Source organism: Solibacillus sp. FSL K6-4121 (assembly GCF_038002585.1).
Taxonomy (GTDB): domain Bacteria; phylum Bacillota; class Bacilli; order Bacillales_A; family Planococcaceae; genus Solibacillus; species Solibacillus faecavium.
The window spans coordinates 1,438,804-1,458,411 of record NZ_JBBOCS010000001.1 but is presented as its reverse complement, the minus strand read 5'-3'; the positions used below and the strand labels follow the sequence as shown (position 1 = coordinate 1,458,411).

Genomic DNA, 19,608 nt, shown 5'->3' with positions numbered 1-19,608 from the left:
TTAACACATTTAACATGATGCTATAATTACCAATTCCAATACATGGTCAATATTGCTTGATAGTCTACTTCCCAAAAGGAAAACGCCCACTATTGATTAGTGGACGTCACATGATTAGTAAATTAAATGTAAAATAATTTTATTTTTTATTATTATTCACTTCAACAATCATTTGGTGTAATTCTTCCAATGTCGATGCTTTCCCAACCGCGCTTTTATACTTTTCTCCATTTAATCGGTCAGCAACGTCTTCTTTGATATTTAATAAAGCATAAAATGCTAGATTAATAGGACCTGCTAACATTCCTGATGGTGCAGGATCTTTTTCGCTACGACTATAGATTTCTTTAATTACTTTTAATGCTGTGGCTTTATCTCCACCAAAACTCCCACTATAACCACTTCCTTGCGCTTTTCGATCATTCCATTTAAAGTTGAAATAATTTTTGTCCTTATCTTCTTCAGCTAGACTAAACTTATCTGTCCCAGTAATTACAAACGATACTAAATCCCCTTCTTTAGTCCAAGTATAAGCATCGATTGTTGTAGATCCTAAATATACTATAGGCTGATTCAAACTGAAATTGAAAATCCCGTTATAAATTTCAGAAACTTTTGTCCCTTCTTTCACATCAAATGTAGACTCAATTTTTGTGCCCGATTCTGTTGTAGTAAATCGAATCGAATCACCATAGCGAAATTCATTTTTATAATCTTTAATCGTATTAGTGCTATCTACTGTATATACATATAATATTTTATTTGCTGGAATAAAAACTTTTTCTCCAACTTTATATGTGACAGCGTCTACTGGTACTTTATCTTGATTACGTATAATTTCTGATAGTTTCCAAGAGTCTTCGTAATCAATCAAACTATATTTCACTGTATAGTTCCCAACGCCAGCTAACTTAATCGTATAATAACCAAGTTCCTTATCATTTCCGATTAACTCTGCAGCAAAGAATTCAATATTTGGCAAAATAACTTGTCCTACTTTTCCTTTTAGTTCCTCATAATTTTGGAACACTTCTTCTACTGGCAAGACTGTCGTTACTGTGCCCACTGATTTAACTTCTTCACCTAGCTTAATTTTCGGCTCATCTTTTTTAATATCAAGATTACCAATAGTCCCCACTGTATTAATTGCAACTTCTTTACTCGTATTTACTACAACATTACCGAAGTTGCCTTCTCCACCCACAATAACATTCTCATCTGATTCAATTACAACATTTGCAATGGATGCGTTTAACTTTACATTTGTTACACCTTGACCAATAACGATTTTAGGAAGTATTTTTTCATTCGTTAAATCTGAAGTTATTTCTGCATTAGCAAATAACCGAATATTTGCTACTTCAGTAGTACCGCCTGTATGAAGTTCCACATCTGCTTTTCGTACTTCAATAATTGCTACAGTAGAATCTGTAAATGTAATTTTAATACGTGTTGTTGCAGCTGCGAATGGTGCTATACTTGCGAATTTCGTTCGCATTGCTAAAGATGGCTTTGATTCAAATTCTACTTTGCCAAATACTTTAGTTTGAACTACTTCCAAGTTTTCAGTTCTGTCTGCTGCTAAAATAACATTACCAGTAACTATTATATTTGTTAATTTTCCGATTTGATTATTTACAACTTTTAAATCTCCATAAATCGTAATTCCACCGCCATCAATGACCGGAGTATTTACAGACGTTAAGTTTAGCGTTAAATTTTTTATCGCAATAATGCGCCCCTCTTTTATTACTATCTCAACATTTGCACCTGATAAGGCAAATTGGTTACTATGGAAGAAACCTGCTAATTCTGAAGCCACATTGTATGTTTGGGTATCTCCTGATATTTTTACTTTTACAGTATCAGTTGTTACTGTAGAACTATCATTTGAGGTTACCGTAGTTGTATCCGCCGTAGCCGTATCTGTTGTCGTAATAATAATTTCGGAAATCTTACCTTTAATTAGTTCTCCTGCAGGTAATTCAGGCATGCTTTCTGTTAATTGTTCATTCCCTGGATCTAAAGGCTGTTCAGGTAATTTAGGTGATTCAGGTTCATCTGATTCAGAATCAGATGGTTCTGTAGGCTTTTCTGAATCGATTGGATTTTCCGGTATAATAATTGTATCCCCACTAGGTGTTGTGCCAATAATCGAGCCTGAGGGTGAAGATGTATTGTTCACAGTTTCAATATTCCCTCGCACCTCATTATAGTTCGTAATTACCGAAGCAATATCTATACCCATCGGTAAAATTAAATTACTAATTTTCATATTTGGATTTAATGTAATTTTAGCTGATGGATTTGTAATTTCTAAAGATGTAATCGTCCCAATAATATCAATAATTGCATTTGCAGCTTTAGATACTAATTTTGAAATGTTTGCAGTTCCTGTGATTTTGATTTCATTTGAAGATAGTAATGAAACTTCCTCAAATTTCCCATTAAGTTTTAATTCTTGAACATGATTTGCAACTGATAATTTACCTACTGAGCTTGTACCTGTTAAAGTGATTTCTGCAAGGTTACGTGCAATATTTACTGTTTTTAATTTACTATCTTCAATTTGATAAATCGGCGTGCTTTCTGAATTTGCAACTGGGGAAATGCTCGCCACTTTACCTGGTTCATCCTCAATATTAAAAGACCCTTCTATTTCGACACTTTTTAATTTAACTGATGATTGATTTAGACCCTCAGCAATCATGTCTTTTATAACTTTTATATTCTTTATTTCTACAAAATCGCCTAATATAGTAATTGACCCATTGAATACGGTAGATTGACCATCTAATACAGCTGACTTCTCAGCTGTTCCACTGGAAGTGATTTGTAAAGATTCAACAGTTGTAATCCGATTTCCCTTCACCGTTGCTTCCACAACAGCATTTGCTAAAACCGTATTATTGGCAATTGAAAATAAATTTCCTAACGAAGAGTCAATATCAAAATTACCTTCTGTTGTTTTTAAAGTCGTACCTTCAATAGAATTAATATGTAGGGTTATCGAATCATCAGTTGTAATTTTTGTAGTTGCATTTTCAGCCCGCACTACAAATGTTGCCATTTGCCCACGTTTTACTGCTTCTGTCGGTGCAAATGTGGTAGCTGTTGTACCTTGCGTAATTGTATGATCGACCAAAGTCTGAATATCAAATTTGTAGCCATTCTCATTCGATACATCTTTAAATTTATGTGATAGCTCCGTAGATTTTTCTAGGTTAAACGCATTCACTAAAATTTTCGCCATTTGCCCCCGTGTTAATGGAGCATTTGGTTTAAATGTATTATCCTCATACCCATTAATAATTCCGGCATTTGCTAACGCATTAATTGCACCATTATATCCAGAATTGACTGTAACATCTTTGAATTTTTGATCTGTTGAAGATGTATCTAAATTCAATACGTTCGCTAATATCTTTGCAGCTTGCCCTCGAGTTAAAGATGCATTTGGACGAAAAGTACCGTCCTCGTAACCGTTAATAATTCCACGTTCAATTAAAGATTGCACAGCTTCATAATGTGAGTTGGTAGGTGTAATATCTTTAAATGTTGTGTTTGCACTTACAACAGGTGCGATAACTGAAGCTGCAACCGCTGTGGCAGTAAAGATTTTTAGTGATTTTTTAGACATATTAACATTCCTCCATTTTCCATTTATATGAGTTAATATATCATTTATAGACTAAATGAAGTAGTTATATTTGAGTAATATATTTACATAATTAACCTATATATGTCGAAATAATGAAGGCGTTAAAGACTAAAGACAGATGTCCATTTAAAAAGGAAAACAATCGACTCACTTAAAACGATTGTTTTCCTTTAGCTATATTACTATTCATAATTTAGATGGGATACTTATAATATCAAATGAGATATTTCATTAAGCTATCTAATGCTTTTTCTGCCTCTTCCTTAGAACTCTTTACAACCCCAATGTAAAACTTACATTTTGGTTCTGTTCCTGAAGGTCGAATGGCAATCCAAGAATTATCCTCTAGTACAAACTTCAACACATTTTCCTTTGGCAAGTCAATTGGTTCTGTAGTGCCATCCTGTAATGTTGCAACCCCTGTTAAGTAATCCTCAACACGAACAACCGCTACCCCAGCAATTTCTTTAGGTGTGTTTAACCGGTAGTTATTCAAAATCGCCTTCATCTGCTCTTGTCCGTCTTTTCCTTCGAATGTTTTAGACACAAGGGCTTCCTGATAATAGCCAAACTGTTCATACAGCCCTTCCAAAGCATCAAGCAACGTTTTTCCTTGTGTTGAATAATACGCAGCCATTTCTGCAACTTTTAAAGCTACTTGAACTGCATCTTTATCACGAGCAAATGTCTCAATTAAATAACCATAACTTTCCTCATAGCCGAATAAATATGTATGAGCTTTTGTCATTTCAAACTCCGCAACTTTTTCTGCGATATACTTAAACCCAGTTAGTGTATTAACTGTTGTAACACCATAATGAGCAGCAATAGCTGTACCTAGCTCTGATGTAACAATCGTTTTTAACATTGCTCCATCAGCTGGAAGTGTATCGTTCTCTTGCTTTGTTTGCGAAATATAATTTAATAAAAGTGCACCAAGCTGATTGCCTGTAAGGAGCTCGTATGAATCACCTTTACGTACCGCTACCCCTAAACGATCAGCATCCGGATCAGTTGCCATTAATAGGTCTGCTCCTACTTGGTTACCAAGCTCGATTGCCATTGAAAAGGCAGCAGCTTCTTCTGGATTTGGATACGAAACAGTTGGAAAAGCTCCATCTTGTACAGCTTGCTCCTCAACAACGTGTACCTCATTAAATCCAAATTGCTTTAAACCTTCTACTACCGGAACAAGTCCCGCTCCATGTAAAGGTGTGTAGACAAGTTTCATATTATAATCAATAGCATTATTATTTTTTAAAGTTAATAAGTTATACATGAACTTTTCATCAAGGTCTTCCAAGATCCAATTAAACAATCCTTTTTGCTCAAGCTCTGTAACCTCTGCAACTCCAATAGTAAAAATATCTTCAATTTGATTCATATGCTCGATAATCGCAGTTGCCCCAGTCGGTACTAGCTGCGCACCATCCTCACCGTAAACTTTGAAACCATTATACTGTTTTGGATTGTGACTTGCCGTAATAACCACACCTGCAAAAGTATTTAGTTCACGGACTGTATAAGATAATTGTGGTGTTGGACGTGCCTCTTTATAAACATATGAAGTAATGTTATGTGCTCCTAATACACGAGCTGTCTCCACTGCAAATTCATAAGAAAAATGACGTGTGTCGTAAGCAATAGCAACACCTCGCTTTTTTGCTTCTTCTCCATTTGATGAAATATAGCGTGCCAAACCCTCTGCTACTCGACGGATTGTATAGATGTTCATACGGTTTGTACCTGCGCCGAGAACTCCTCTTACTCCACCTGTACCAAATGATACATACTGGTAGAAACAATCTTCAATTGCTTTTTCATCTTTCCCAATTGATGATAGTTCTTCCAATAAGTTCATAGGTAAATCTTGTTTTTTCCACGTTTCAAATAATTCAAAAGTCATAATTTTATTTATTCTCCTTTAAAAGCTCAAGCATTTTACTCTTATATGCTTCAACACCTGGTTGATCAAATGGATTTACTTCTAATAAACATGCACTCATCGCACACGCTTTCATAAAGAAGTAAATTAAATAGCCTAAATGGTACTCATCTAATTTTGGAAGCTCTAATTGAATTATGGGTACGCCACCTTCTGAATGAGCCAGAGCTGTCCCTTGTTTAGAAATTGTATTAATTTCATTGAAGGTACGATTCGATAAATAATTCAACCCATCTTCATTTCTACTATCAAATGGCACTTGCAGATCCCCTTCAATTTCATGAAAATGAAGTAGTGTTTCAAACATAATCGGACTGCCATCTTGAATAAATTGACCAATCGAATGTAAGTCCGTAGAAAAATTAACCGTTGAAGGATATAAGCCTTTCTTTTCCTTCCCTTCACTTTCACCAAATAGCTGTTTCCACCATTCATGGAATTTATTTAAGCCAGGTTCAAATGAAGCGAGCAATTCAATTGAATAGCCTTGCTCATATAACATATGGCGCATGACTGCATACTTATAGGCATCATTATTAGCTAAATCACTAGCAGAAAGTTCTTGAGCAGCTTGCTTTGCACCTGCAATTAATTCATGGATATTTACTCCTGCTACCGCAACAGGCAATAATCCTACAGGGGTTAATACAGAATAGCGACCTCCAACATTTGATGGAATAACAAACTGACGATAACCTGCTTGGTCAGCAATTTTCTTTAATATCCCATTTTCTGCATCGGTTGTAACAATAATACGTTCTGTTGCTTTTTCTCCGTAACGCTCTTCCATATAAAGACGCATGACTCGAAAAGCAAGTGCTGGTTCCATCGTACCACCAGATTTTGAAATAACGTTAACGTATACTTGCTTTTTGTCTAAATATGCCAAAAGTTCTTTAATATATGCTCCACTCATATTTAGACCCACATATACAACCTCAATCCCATGTTCTGCTAAACCAAAATAGGGTTTCAAAGCTTCTTGAATTGCACGTGCACCTAAAAAGGATCCTCCTACGCCAATTACTACAAGTATATCAGCACAGGCACGAATTTCAGTAGCAACCCGCTCAATAGAATTAAGTAAATCATCTTGAATTTGATTAGGGGTTTCTAACCAGCCTGTTAACTCAAATTGTGGTAAGGCAAGATGAATATCTTGTACTTGTTTTTTATATTTTAAAATATCACCATTTTCAAGAGAGCAATTTAGTAATGTTGTTTTTACAATTTCTTTAATCATTGTATAGTCTCCAATTCTGGTAAATTCAGATAGGTTTATTATGCCATATACAAAAGAGAAAAACCAACTCGGAACAAATACGAATTGGTTACTTTGAAAAATTATTTAAATGCCATTTATAGGCACTCTTTATTATAGTATATAAATCTTTCTGTGCTCTCCATCCAAATTCTTTATAAATCTTTTCAGAATTAGCAATAAGCTTAGCCGGATCGCCTTCTCTACGTCCCACATACTGAACATTTGCTGTTTTCCCACTTACCTTCTCACACATATCAATTACCTGTTTTACAGAATAGCCATTACCATTCCCTAAGTTATATATGGCATTTAATTGTTTTCCGGCTAATAATTGATTAAGAACTAAAATATGGGCTTTCGCAATATCCGTTACATGAATATAATCTCTAATACATGTACCATCAGGCGTATCGTAATCCGTACCAAAAACTGATATAGATTCACGTTGTCCTAATAAGTGCTGTAATACTATAGGAATTAAGTGAGTCTCGGGTGAATGACACTCTCCTATCATTGCACTTTCATCTGCTCCAGCCGCATTAAAATATCTTAGTATTACAAAGTTTAAGTCGTAACTCTTCGAAAAATCATGAAGCATTTGCTCCACCATTAATTTTGAATGACCATATGGATTAATTGGATAAGTTGGCGTCTGTTCATCAATTAACTCTACTTGTGGAATCCCGTATGTAGCCGCAGTTGATGAAAATATAAAATTATTTATATTGTTTTCTTTCATTATCTTTAATAAATTGAATGTAGCTACTACATTATTTTCATAGTATTTAAGGGGATCTTGCACGGATTCCCCTACTAAACTATATGCTGCAAAGTGCAATACTGCTTCGATTCGATAACTGTCAAACAGTTGTTGAATAACTTGAGAATCCCCTAAATCCCCTTGAACAAAAATCGCTTTATCATCGACTGCCCAACGATGACCCGTGCTCAAATTATCTAAAACTACCACATCGTAATCATCAACCAATTCTTTTACAAAATGACTGCCAATATATCCTGCGCCACCGACAACTAAAATCATAAAATATCACCATTCAATAACTTTGCTTTTTCTAAAATATATTTCTTTACACCGTCGCTTAAATCTTCACGCTCTAATGCAAAGTCTATAATTGTTTCAATAAACCCTAATTGTTCACCCACATCATAGCGTCGTCCTTCAAACTCATACGCAAAAACACGTTGAATATTATTTAGAGATTCAATCGCATCCGTCAATTGAATTTCTCCCCCGGCACCTTGTTTTTTCTCATCTAAATAAAGGAAAATTTCAGGTGTCAGAATATAACGACCAATGATTGCATAATTTGACGGTGCATCTTCCAAAGACGGCTTCTCTACAAATTGATTCACCTGCATTAATCGACTATCCGTATTAACAGGGTCAATAATCCCGTAACGATGAACATCTTCATCCGGTACTTTTTGTACTCCGATTACACTTGATAACGTCCGCTCAAATTGATGAATTAACTGCATTAAGCAAGGCTCGTCACTTTTTACAATATCATCTCCTAATAACACAGCAAATGGTTCATCACCAATAAACTTTCTAGCGCACCATATCGCATGTCCTAACCCAAGTGGTTCCTTTTGTCGAATATAGTGAATTTCAACATTCGAAGATTCTTGAACTTTTTCAAGCATTTCGAGTTTTCCTTTTTCGATTAATGTTGTTTCAAGCTCCAACGCATTATCAAAATGGTCCTCGATTGCCCGTTTACCTTTACCTGTAACAATAATGATATCTTCAATTCCAGCAGCAATTGCCTCTTCTACAATATATTGAATTGTTGGTTTATCAACTATTGGTAACATTTCTTTTGGCATCGCCTTAGTAGCAGGCAAAAATCGAGTACCTAGCCCAGCAGCAGGGATTATTGCTTTTCTTATATTTTTCATAAACCCTCCACAATACCTTATACAGAAATGAGTAAAATCCTTAGTATATTATTTACCTACTGATAATTTACAATGTTCTTCTACTTCTTCCCAAGTCATAAAAATTCGAACAATATCTTCTTCAATCAGTTGAGAACCCGTTTGAACCTCAATGAACTCCATATCGGTAATTGCCTTAATACCGTGTTTAGACTCTACCGGAATGATTAATACATCACCTGGCTTAACATGTCTAATTTTATCATCTAGAGCAAAATGCCCTTCACCTTTAATAATTGTCCAAACTTCGCTACGAGCAAAATGCTTCTGATAGCTTAAGTTACTTCCTGCATTAACACCGATTCGCTTTGTTAATACTTCGTTTCCATCATCAAATTTGGTATGGTCTAATACTTTATACCAACCCCAACGACGTTCTTCGTACATAGGACGTTGCTCAAAACCATTTAATATTTCTTTAATCTTTGGACTTGATAACTTATCTGAAACTAAAATTCCATCAGGGCTAGCTGAAATAATTGCATCCTTAATACCGATAACAGTAATAGGAATATCTAATTCATTTACTAAATGGGTATTTTTAGATTCTTCACAAACAATTCCCTTACCGATAATCTGACTTCCCATTTCTTCAGTAAGAGTATTCCATGTACCAAGATCTTTCCATGTACCATTGTAAGGTAAAGCAATTATATTTTTAGTTTTTTCAACAACAGCATAGTCAAAGCTAATTTTTTCTAATTCTTTATATTGTTCTAATAAACGATAGTAATCTACTGGTAAATCTTTTTGTTGTAATAAAGAAATAATATAGTCTAATTTAAAGGCAAAAACGCCACAATTCCATAAAGCATTGTCCTTTAATAATAGTTCTGCTTCAATTTCTGACGGCTTTTCTTTAAAGTTCTTTACTTGGAAATATTGTTGTGATGTGTCAGAGTTCGGCACAATATATCCATATTTACTAGATGGGTAAGTTGGTACCGCACCAATTAATGCTAAGTCAGCATTCGATTCATTTAAAGCTAGCTCTAATTCTTTAATTTTTTCAAAGAAGCCTGTTTCAACATATGGATCGACAGGAAGAACAGCCACGACTTCTTCTAAATTAGTTCCTTTTACTGAATACAAATAAGTGGCAGCTAATGCAATTGCCGGAAATGTATCTCTTCTTTCAGGTTCAATAATTAAAGGAACTTGATTACCTAGTTGGTTTTGGATCATATCTACCTGTGACTTACTAGTTGCAATAACAGTAGATTCACTTAAATTTGTTTGTTCTAATTGTTCCCAAACGCGTTGAACCATTGATTGTAATTCCTCATTAGTATTGTTAGGCAATACTTTTAAAAATTGTTTTGATCGTGAATCGTTCGATAACGGCCATAATCTTTTACCTGATCCACCTGATAATAATATTAATTCCATTTATTTTAACCTCTTTCGTGATATATTGTTTTCAGTATGCATTTTTATTTATAAAGCCATTTACAACAGTTTTGAATATTATTACGATATCAAATGAAAGTGTCCAATTTTCAATATAATAAATATCATGCTTTATTCTGTCAGATATAGAAGTATCTCCTCTTAACCCGCATACTTGGGCCCAGCCTGTAATTCCAGGTCTAATTTGATGTTTGACCATATATTTAGGTATATCCTCTTTAAATTGATCTACGAAAAATGGCCTTTCTGGACGTGGACCAACTACACTCATGTCTCCTTTTAAAACATTAAAAAATTGAGGTAATTCATCTAAGCTTGTTTTCCTAATAAAGCTACCGAACCTTGTTTTTCTAGGGTCATTTTCTGTCGTCCATTGTGTATTTGAAATAGATTCAGGCATATGTTTCATTGATCTAAATTTATACATGTAGAACTTTCTTCTATTCAGTCCAACTCTCTCTTGTTTAAAAAGAATTGGTCCTGGAGAAGTTAGTTTCACTCCTAGCGCTATAATTATTAATAGAGGCGATACCAGTACAATTGCTATTATTGAGAATAAAATATCAAATGACCTTTTCAATCCTCTATTCACATAATCATCTAATGGTACATCGCGTACATTTATAATAGGAAAGTCTCCAAACTTTTCAAAGTTAGGATTTGCCGGAAGTACATCATAAAAATCCGGTATAATAGATACTCTAACTCCCGCCTTTTCGCAAATTCTTATTATATCTCCATATTTACTATAAACTGTTAATGGCAAAGCAACCACTACTTCATCTACTAATTTCTTATTTAGTACGTCCTCTAGATCTTTAATTTTACCAAGAATAGGTCTATATTCACTTTCGTTATTGGAAATTGACTTTTTATAGTCATCTAAAAATCCTAAGATTTCAAATCCATACTCTGGATTTTTTTTAACTGTATGATAAAAATCTTTTCCCAAAGCACCTGCACCTAGCACAATTATGAACTGTTTATTAAATCCTTTACTTCTTAACTTCCAAAGACCTTTTTTTATTATAAATCGATAAGAAACTTGGGAAATTATATTGAAAAGAAAGTAAAGGAATAAAAATACCCTTGAAACATCTACTGTTCTGAAAAGAAATAGTAAGCTTAAAATCATAAACATACTAATAAAATTCACCTGAATAATTTTAAAAATCTCACTGAAAAAACTTTTCTTTCTTTTGGGTGTGTATAATGAGACCATTAATCCAGTAGTAATATAAATTATCGAAAATGCAATATTCCATATAAAGTAATCTTCAAATGAAACTTCTGCAGTAATAACTCCATCTAATAAATAAAACCGCAAAACCCATGCAATAAAAAAGATAGCTTGGATTACTAAAAAATCTGAAACTATATATAATTTAGTCAATAGAGACTCTCTGCCTCTTATCATGTGTAAACCTCCATTAAACTTTAAAACTTTAAAGAACTTATATAACCAATAAATCTATTATAGACTAAATATATAGTATGTAAATTGGATTATCTACATTAATCTACCATTTTACAGCATAGTTCGATTATTCTCCATACTTGATTCTATAAAATCCAAGATTTTCTGTCTGAAATTTTTCTGGCTAAAATTCTCTGCATGCCGTCTAATTTCTTGAGGACTAAATTTTATCCTTTCAAATTTTTGAATCGCTTCACATAATGCATCTACTGTTTGTTCATTAAATAATACCCCTGTTTTCTCAGGTATTACTGTATCTAATGCTCCACCTTTACCATAAGCGATTACTGGTTTACCACATGCCTGTGCCTCAACTGGTGCAATACCGAAATCTTCAAATCCAGGAAATAAAAATGCTTTACTTTTTTGCATATAAACTTTAATTTGCTCATCTGTTTGGTAACCTAATAAAGTAATCGTCGGACCAGAAATCTGTTTTAATTTTTCAAGTTCTTCACCATAACCAATAACAATTAAATTTTTATTTAATTTATTACATGCCTCAATAGCTAAATCAACTCTTTTATAAGGGACCAAACGACTAACAATAAAATAATAATCATCTGAATCATCCGTTACAGTTTCCGGCTGATAATATTCAACATCAACAGGTGGATGAATAACTGTAGAAGATTTATTGTAAATTTTTTTAATTCTTTCTCTTACATTTGTAGAGTTAGCTATATAATAATCGACTCGATTAGAAGAAAGCTGATCGTAAGTTCTTAAATAATGCATTAGTATCGGGATTAACATTCTTTGTACTCTACCTGCCGAAGCCAAATATTCATGATAAAAATCCCATGTATAACGTGGAGGTGTATTACAATAACATATATGTATACTTGAAGAATTTCTTAAAACTCCTTTAGCCCCTATAGAAGTTGTACTACTTAAAATTAAATCGTATTCACTTAAATCTAAGGATTCAAATGCTATTGGGAATAATGGTAAATATCGATTATACTTCTTTTTGCTGAATGGCAACTTCTGAATGAATGTTGTTCGAATATCCATTTTCTTAAATATAGGATCTATTTTCTCATAATTGACTACAGATGTATAAATAGGGGCGTTGGGAAATATTTTATGGAGTTCTATAATCACCTTTTCCGCGCCACCCATCGCTGTTAACCAATCATGAATAATTGCTACTTTCAAAGTTTCATTACCTCCAATATTTCCTCATATATCGAACGTGTACAATTCTCCCAAGAGTATCTGTCCACTCTTTCTAACCCCTTGATTTTCATTTCATTTCGTAATTTTTCATTGACTAATACCTGTTCTATTTTTTCTGCTATATCCTCTGGACGATGAGGATTACAATATACAGCAGCGTCTCCCAACACTTCAGGTAGTGAAGCCTTATTAGAGGCAATAACAGGACAGCCATTCAGCATTGCTTCTAGAGGAGGTAAGCCAAATCCTTCATAAAAAGAAGGATATACGAAACCACTAGCTTTTTGATAAAGTGCACTTAACTCCTCATCACTCACATAACCTACTAATTTTATTCTCGACGATACTTGTAAATCTACATCGCCATAAATCGGATTATCTTTAGGCCCTACTATAACAATTTCAATATTAGAGTGATTTAAATACTTTAAGGCATCAATGATACCACTAAAATTTTTATTAGGATTCATATTGCTCACTGCGAGTATGTATGGTTTTTCTCCTAAATTATGCTTTTTCAAAACATGATTATCTGGTTCAATTTGCTTCAAATGTTCTGTCCCTAAATAAATTACCTTTATTTTATTTTCCTTAAAAGTGAAATATTTTAAAATTTCACTTTTCGAGAATTCAGAGTCAGTTATTATTTTTTTGGTACGATAAGGTAAGAGTTTGTACAAAAAGCGATACCAAAATTTAAACGGTAAAGAGTAATTTTGTTTATTTGCAGAAATCGAAGCATCATGAATTGTTAATAATTGATTTTTAAAAAAAATCGGAGCAGTATTACACAAATTAAGCAGCATTCCTTTTGATGCAAAAAAAGGGAGCTCTAGTTGCTCCCATAAATGCCCCTCTAAGTTTCCTACATGTTGAATCTTGATATTATCTAAAACTAGTCTATTCTCCGTGTTTTTAGGTACTAAAATAATGAATTTAAATGCATCATTATTTATGATACCTTTCGAAAGCAATTGATCGAGACTTTTAACAATCTCAATTGCATATCTTTGAACTCCTGTCACCGTTTGCGTCAAAAAGCGACCGTTAATATAAATGATTTTCATGTCACTCACCCTTTAAAGCTTTTTCATAAACGGCTAAAGTTTCATTTGCTACTTTCTCCCAAGAAAATTTACTTGCTTGTTGTTTACCTTTTGCAATCAATTCTTCATATAAATCTTTATTAGTCAGTACTCGATAAATATTTTCTGCCCACTCATCAATATCATGTGGGTCTAGTAAAATACCGGCATCTCCGACTACTTCAGGAATACTAGATGTATTTGACGCAATTACAGGTACTTCACATTGCATTGCCTCTAGTAAAGGAATACCAAACCCTTCATACAATGAGGGAAATGTAAATACGCTAGCCCCCGAGTAAATGGCAGGTAAATCCTCATCTGCTAAATATCCCATAAATATAATATCATTATCAAGCTGTAATTGCTGTACCTTTTCAAAAATAGGGTTGAATTTCCAACCTTTAGCTCCTACAATGACTAGCTTTTCTTTGATAGAATATTTTTTTTTAAGCAGGTAATATACATCGATTAATGTAACAAGATTCTTTTTAGGCTCTAGAGTACCTATATATAATAGGTACTCTTTTGGCAGACTATACTTTTCGCATACGTTTTGAACTTGATTTAAAGTTTGCTTTTGGAATCGTTTGTCAGCTGCTAAATAAACCACATTAATTTTTTCCTCAGAGATATTAAAAAACTCTAAAATGTCCCTCTTAGTATGCTGTGAATCTGCAATAATTTGATTAGCTTTATTCACAGAATATGGTACCCATCGCATCATATATTCGTATATATTCGCATCAACTACTTCTGGAAATTTCATAAATGCTAAGTCATGAATTGTTACCACTTGATTGGCATACTTTGTAGGTAGTGTGATGAAGTTTGTCGCGTGAAAAACGGAATTATGTTTATATGCCTTTTCAACAGATGAATCAATTGGAAAATTATACAAGACATTAGGTGACATTAAACGTCTAATAATCTTGTACGGGTATTTTTTATTACTTAAATTTGTAGTTCCATCTACAATTTGAATATTTTTAAGTCTTTTAAAATTAAAAGGTTGATTCGTAACTAATTCAATACTAATATTAGTTTTTGAAAATGATTTTATTAAGTTATTAGTGTAATGTCCTATACCTGTTTTTTGCCCTAGTAGTGGCTGTGCATCAATATATAATTTCATCCTGGCTCCTAAACTAATCAATTATTATTGAGGAAATATAAAAACTTAATTCTCTTAAATCCGAACTAGCACTATCTACTACACTAGGAATTTGACTTCCTGAAGAAACTATTTTTAAAATATTCCCACCTTGCTTTAAATCGATATCTAATTTGATATTTTGCAAATCTGTAGTTATATTTCCTTCATAAATTAAATCCCCATTGAAATAAATTGTTGCCCTGTTACTCACTTTATAACTTAACATTTCCATATCTAGAGTTGACTTTTCTTCAATATTAGAATTCATTTTTATTTGAGAACTTTTTTCAGTCCATCTAAAGACATTTCCACTTCCATCATTTTCAATTCCATGCCAACCATTTAGAAATTCAAAACTACCATCTTGAAAATTCACAATATCTTTATAGTTAGAAATTTCTAGAGCCGACAAATTGAAGCTTAGGTCACGTCTATCATTACTATTTCTATCAACCTCACTAGGTTTGAATGAATTTTTCGCAACAATTCTCAGCTCATTTAACCCGTCTTTTAAGTTTACTTTAATTGAGATATTTTTCAATTCAGGCACAATTTCACCATCGTAGATAACACCATCATTTAAATATATTTTAATATCATTTTTCTTATAAAAGCTTGAAACATTAAAAGTAACTGTCGATTCCTTTACATCATCTTCATTTACAAACCTTATTACGGCTTCCTTATCAAACCATCTAAACGGAGTACCTTCATTAAATTCTAGAGGATGGGAACCCTTTAAGAAAGCAGCAGAGATAGAATTATTGAAAATATCTTGATTCCCAACAAACTTTTTAATATTTCCCAATTCGTTCTCTAATGATATATTAATATCACCATTAATATATTCTAGCTCACCTTCAAAATTTAGGTTTAGAGTTTTTCTAGCACCTTGTTGATTAATTAGTGAGATTGGTAGATCTTCATAGTAATTTTTTTCAGCACCTAGTGCACGCTCTGCAAAAACTTCTGGATCTGGATTATATAACATTGGTACATTTGATAAAATTAAGTTAGTAAACGAATTATATTTTAACCAATTAGCTAGATCGTACTCTAATACACATACAGTAGTAATTATACCTGTTGTTAGAACATAGGCTGCTAGCAATTTTGAAAAGACTTTATTATTTCTAGTTTGAATAAAATGAATTGTTCCTACAAGTACTATAGGTATCAACCAAACACTATATCGATTTATATACATCATACCGCTGTTCCAATTTAACTGTGTAGAGCATATCACCGCAATTATAAATAACAGTATTACAGTTAAAATAACTTTAATATCTCGTTTAAATATAAGATAGATAACTATAAAGAAAAACAGTGGAATATATATGAACATTCCAAAGTTAGGATCTATAAATAAACTAAATATTTTATTTAAACTAATATATTCAGACGAGGAATATCCTGCCTCTGCTATTAAATTTAATACTCTATATTGACTCCAGTAAAAAATAGAAGGAATAAAAACAATTGTTGAAATCATTACTAAACTTAACCATTCTTTATCCAATATATTTTTCTTTCTATACAATTCTAGAAAAAGCATACCTAAAGCTACAAATGCAATTGCTGGATTTTGTAATGAGGCTAATGTTGTATATAAAATCGCCGACTTCTTTTTATTGTCTTCAAAATCTAATAGACCAATAGTTAAGAAAACATAGCTAAAAACTTCAGGATGACTCCATGGAATATAAAGTATAATTGGTGAAAATAAACTAACTACGATAAGCCATGTTTTACCTTTTTCATTCAAATATGAATTTTTCCAAATTTTATAGAATAGAAATATAAATAAAAGCCCATTAACTACCTGAAAAACTTTTAAGGGATTCATACCAATTAAATTCAATAAAAAATATGGTATGACACTTATTAAAGAATAAAACCAGAAATGATATGAATAATAGTCTTCATTTAAATCTTCAAAATATCCAGCATATAAAAAATCTTCACTGAAGAAAATCCCATTTTTCTCCTCAAGTTTTGTTCTTTCAATAATATCCTCTTCTGTTAAATTAGGCGTTAAATGATTACTAAAAGATATAGTCATCCCTAAATATTCTCTACCATCTCCATAGATAGTTGGTTTACCTAACAAAACTAAAAAAAGTACTACTATTGTCAAAAAAATGAAAATACACTTATTCCATTTCTTAAGATTCATATAAATTTTCTCCCCAAGGTTCTTTAATCTTATTTCTTTAGTGCAAAAAACTTAATCATTAAAAAAGTTATAGGAACTCCTAATATAGCACTAATAGAATATACTAATAGTTTATTCAATCCGAAAATATTCAACAAAATCGCTACTAATATTAATTGAATCAAAAAGTTTGGGATATAGGATACGCAGAACTTCCAATAGTTGATTAATCTTATTTCTTTTTTAAATACGATAATCGTATTTAAAAAATATGAAATAGATAGACTAATAATATATCCCAATATAAATGCAACTGTACCAGTCATAAATAAGGAGAAAAAGTATGCAAATATAATTCCATTCAAAGTATTAATCACACCTATTATTAAAAAGAGCTTAAACTCTTTATTAAAAAAGATACTTATTAAGGAAGTTTTATTTATGGTTCTCCAAGGAACTATAACATCATTTTTAACAAGATAACTTTTTCTAGCTAAGTTAGCTAATGGTGTATCTGCCAATGAATCTGAATAAAACTCGTTAATAGTCACTTCTCCAAAAAAGGCGTTAAATCTATGTACTTTTTCTATTCCGTAGCAATTTTCACTTAGACATTCACCGTTTCTAATATCTACATTTGAGGCTATTAAATATTTTATGCCTAGAATATTACATATAGGTGATAATAAAAATTCTGGTGATGCCGAAATGATTACATCATCTTCTTTCTTTTGATTTAAATACCATTGTTTTATCTTTTTTTTATTAAACATCCAAAACTCAGTCACTTCATTTTCAGGATGCTTAATGTATTTTAAAAAACCATAAAACTTTTGTTTGAATTTTAATTTTGATATAATTCTACATTTGTATAATATAAAGGAAAATACTTGTATAGGAATATAAAACACTAGACTAGGATATTTTCTCAAACAAAACTTGTAAAAATTTAAAGTACTGTCCCCTGAATAGATAGTATCATCAAAATCATATACATTCATCCTTTTCTCCCAACTTGCTAATACCGGAAATTTAATATTATTTTCGAAGATAATAGCACTACAATATTTAATATAATTTTGAATTAAATCTGCTTTATATGTAAATAATCCCTATAGAAAAAATCAAAAACATAATAACCAACCCCAATAAAAACTTATCTCTAATGACAACTTCTACAGGATCACCATCTGAATCCTTTTCAATATTTAAACTATATTTCATACAAATTAAAATAATTAGCGGAACCGTCCATACTAATAAATCATTAGACATTCGTTCAATTGTAATTGGGTCTACTGTCCATAATGAATAAAAGACTATTGTCAAAGCTAAACACATATACATATTCTTATCTAAAAAGTTATGATTATAATATTTTAATACTTTTCTCGATACATTTTTTTGTTTCAATAGTTCATTTCTTCGCTTACCTAAACCTAGATAAAATGACATCGAAATAACAGTTAAATACAACCAATTCGATATTTCAATTTCTGTAATTCCTGAACCATATAATACTCTTAAAACAAATCCAGAAACCAAAATTGCCACATCAATTATCGGATAATTTTTCAAACCATTGCTATATGCCAAATTTAACAATAAATACAATATTATTGAAAGCCAAGCTATTATATTATTCCCAGATATATACATATTAATGATAAAAGAAATAATTACTAAACCCACAGCTAATACAGTTGCTGATTTAACAGAAACTAAATTAGCTGCTAGTGGCCTTTTACATTTTGTTGGGTGCAGGCGATCCAGTTCTGCATCTTGTAAATCATTTACTATGTATACGGTAGATGCAATAAAGCTAAATGCTATGAATCCCAACATAGTATTAAAAAACAGCTCTCCATTTAATAAATTTCCACTAAATATTAATGGGGCAAATATTAAACCATTTTTCATATAATGATGAACTCGCATTAATTTTAAATAATGTTTCATTAAATATAGTTCCTTCCATTCGGCACTTGATAATCTATTGAGTTTCCGTAGATGGAATATCCCCGGTTGCAAATTAATAGTATATTAGATTTTTTATGATACTTTTCCCCAGATTCAGTAGCACTTGCTCATGTGTAAAATAACTACGTGGTCTCCCTGCCAACACTGAAGATGCTTTCCTCTTACTTACTATTTCAACTTCCAAAATACCCCTTATTAAGGGGTTATCAATACTAACACTCAGTCCTAAATACAAAATTCAATACCACTTATCGTTATTACGCTATTTAAGGTATTAATATACTCCATATCACCTATATTGAAAAGTAAACTATAAGCCAATACCCAT

At 32.2% G+C, this 19,608-nt stretch carries 13 protein-coding genes; all 13 read right to left on the bottom strand.

Annotated elements, in window-relative coordinates; translation table 11 throughout:
* Nucleotides 1–139: 139 nt before the first annotated feature.
* Nucleotides 140–3,640: an S-layer homology domain-containing protein gene (locus MHH95_RS07365; RefSeq protein ID WP_340726979.1), complete on the bottom strand. Its 3,501-nt coding sequence runs from the start codon at nt 3,638–3,640 to the stop codon at nt 140–142.
* A 235-nt stretch (nt 3,641–3,875) separates the two neighbouring features.
* The gene (locus MHH95_RS07360; RefSeq protein WP_340726978.1) at nt 3,876–5,567 is read right to left on the bottom strand and encodes a phospho-sugar mutase; all 1,692 of its coding nucleotides are present in this window, start codon (nt 5,565–5,567) and stop codon (nt 3,876–3,878) included.
* A gap of 4 nt (nt 5,568–5,571) precedes the next feature.
* The gene (locus tag MHH95_RS07355; RefSeq protein WP_340726977.1) at nt 5,572–6,849 is read right to left on the bottom strand and encodes a glucose-6-phosphate isomerase; all 1,278 of its coding nucleotides are present in this window, start codon (nt 6,847–6,849) and stop codon (nt 5,572–5,574) included.
* Between the two features lie 88 nt (nt 6,850–6,937).
* Entirely contained in the window at nt 6,938–7,912 is a 975-nt protein-coding gene (gene galE, locus MHH95_RS07350) for a UDP-glucose 4-epimerase GalE (RefSeq protein ID WP_340726976.1), read from the bottom strand.
* The gene (gene galU / locus MHH95_RS07345) at nt 7,909–8,793 is read right to left on the bottom strand and encodes a UTP--glucose-1-phosphate uridylyltransferase GalU (protein WP_340726975.1); all 885 of its coding nucleotides are present in this window, start codon (nt 8,791–8,793) and stop codon (nt 7,909–7,911) included. The genes galE and galU overlap by 4 nt, the downstream gene beginning before the upstream one ends.
* Before the next feature lie 48 nt (nt 8,794–8,841).
* On the bottom strand, nt 8,842–10,221 hold the full coding sequence (locus tag MHH95_RS07340; protein WP_340726974.1) for a sugar phosphate nucleotidyltransferase: 1,380 nt from the start codon (nt 10,219–10,221) through the stop codon (nt 8,842–8,844).
* Nucleotides 10,222–10,252: 31 nt separating this feature from the next.
* Nucleotides 10,253–11,659 carry an undecaprenyl-phosphate glucose phosphotransferase gene (locus MHH95_RS07335; RefSeq protein ID WP_340726973.1) on the bottom strand — a complete coding sequence of 469 codons (1,407 nt, stop codon included), beginning with the start codon at nt 11,657–11,659 and terminating at the stop codon, nt 10,253–10,255.
* A gap of 111 nt (nt 11,660–11,770) precedes the next feature.
* Nucleotides 11,771–12,880, bottom strand: a complete 1,110-nt coding sequence (locus MHH95_RS07330) for a glycosyltransferase (RefSeq protein WP_340726972.1) — start codon at nt 12,878–12,880, stop codon at nt 11,771–11,773.
* Complete coding sequence (locus MHH95_RS07325; protein ID WP_340726971.1) at nt 12,877–13,968, bottom strand: glycosyltransferase family 4 protein; 1,092 nt, start codon at nt 13,966–13,968, stop codon at nt 12,877–12,879. The genes MHH95_RS07330 and MHH95_RS07325 overlap by 4 nt, the downstream gene beginning before the upstream one ends.
* A 1-nt stretch (nt 13,969) precedes the next feature.
* Complete coding sequence (locus tag MHH95_RS07320; RefSeq protein ID WP_340726970.1) at nt 13,970–15,121, bottom strand: glycosyltransferase family 4 protein; 1,152 nt, start codon at nt 15,119–15,121, stop codon at nt 13,970–13,972.
* A 13-nt stretch (nt 15,122–15,134) separates the two neighbouring features.
* Complete coding sequence (locus MHH95_RS07315; protein ID WP_340726969.1) at nt 15,135–17,282, bottom strand: hypothetical protein; 2,148 nt, start codon at nt 17,280–17,282, stop codon at nt 15,135–15,137.
* Nucleotides 17,283–17,350: 68 nt separating this feature from the next.
* A complete protein-coding gene (locus MHH95_RS07310) occupies nt 17,351–18,301 on the bottom strand; it encodes a haloacid dehalogenase-like hydrolase (RefSeq protein ID WP_340726968.1) in 951 nt (316 codons plus the stop codon).
* A gap of 94 nt (nt 18,302–18,395) precedes the next feature.
* The gene (locus MHH95_RS07305; RefSeq protein ID WP_340726967.1) at nt 18,396–19,220 is read right to left on the bottom strand and encodes a UbiA prenyltransferase family protein; all 825 of its coding nucleotides are present in this window, start codon (nt 19,218–19,220) and stop codon (nt 18,396–18,398) included.
* Nucleotides 19,221–19,608 lie beyond the last annotated feature (388 nt).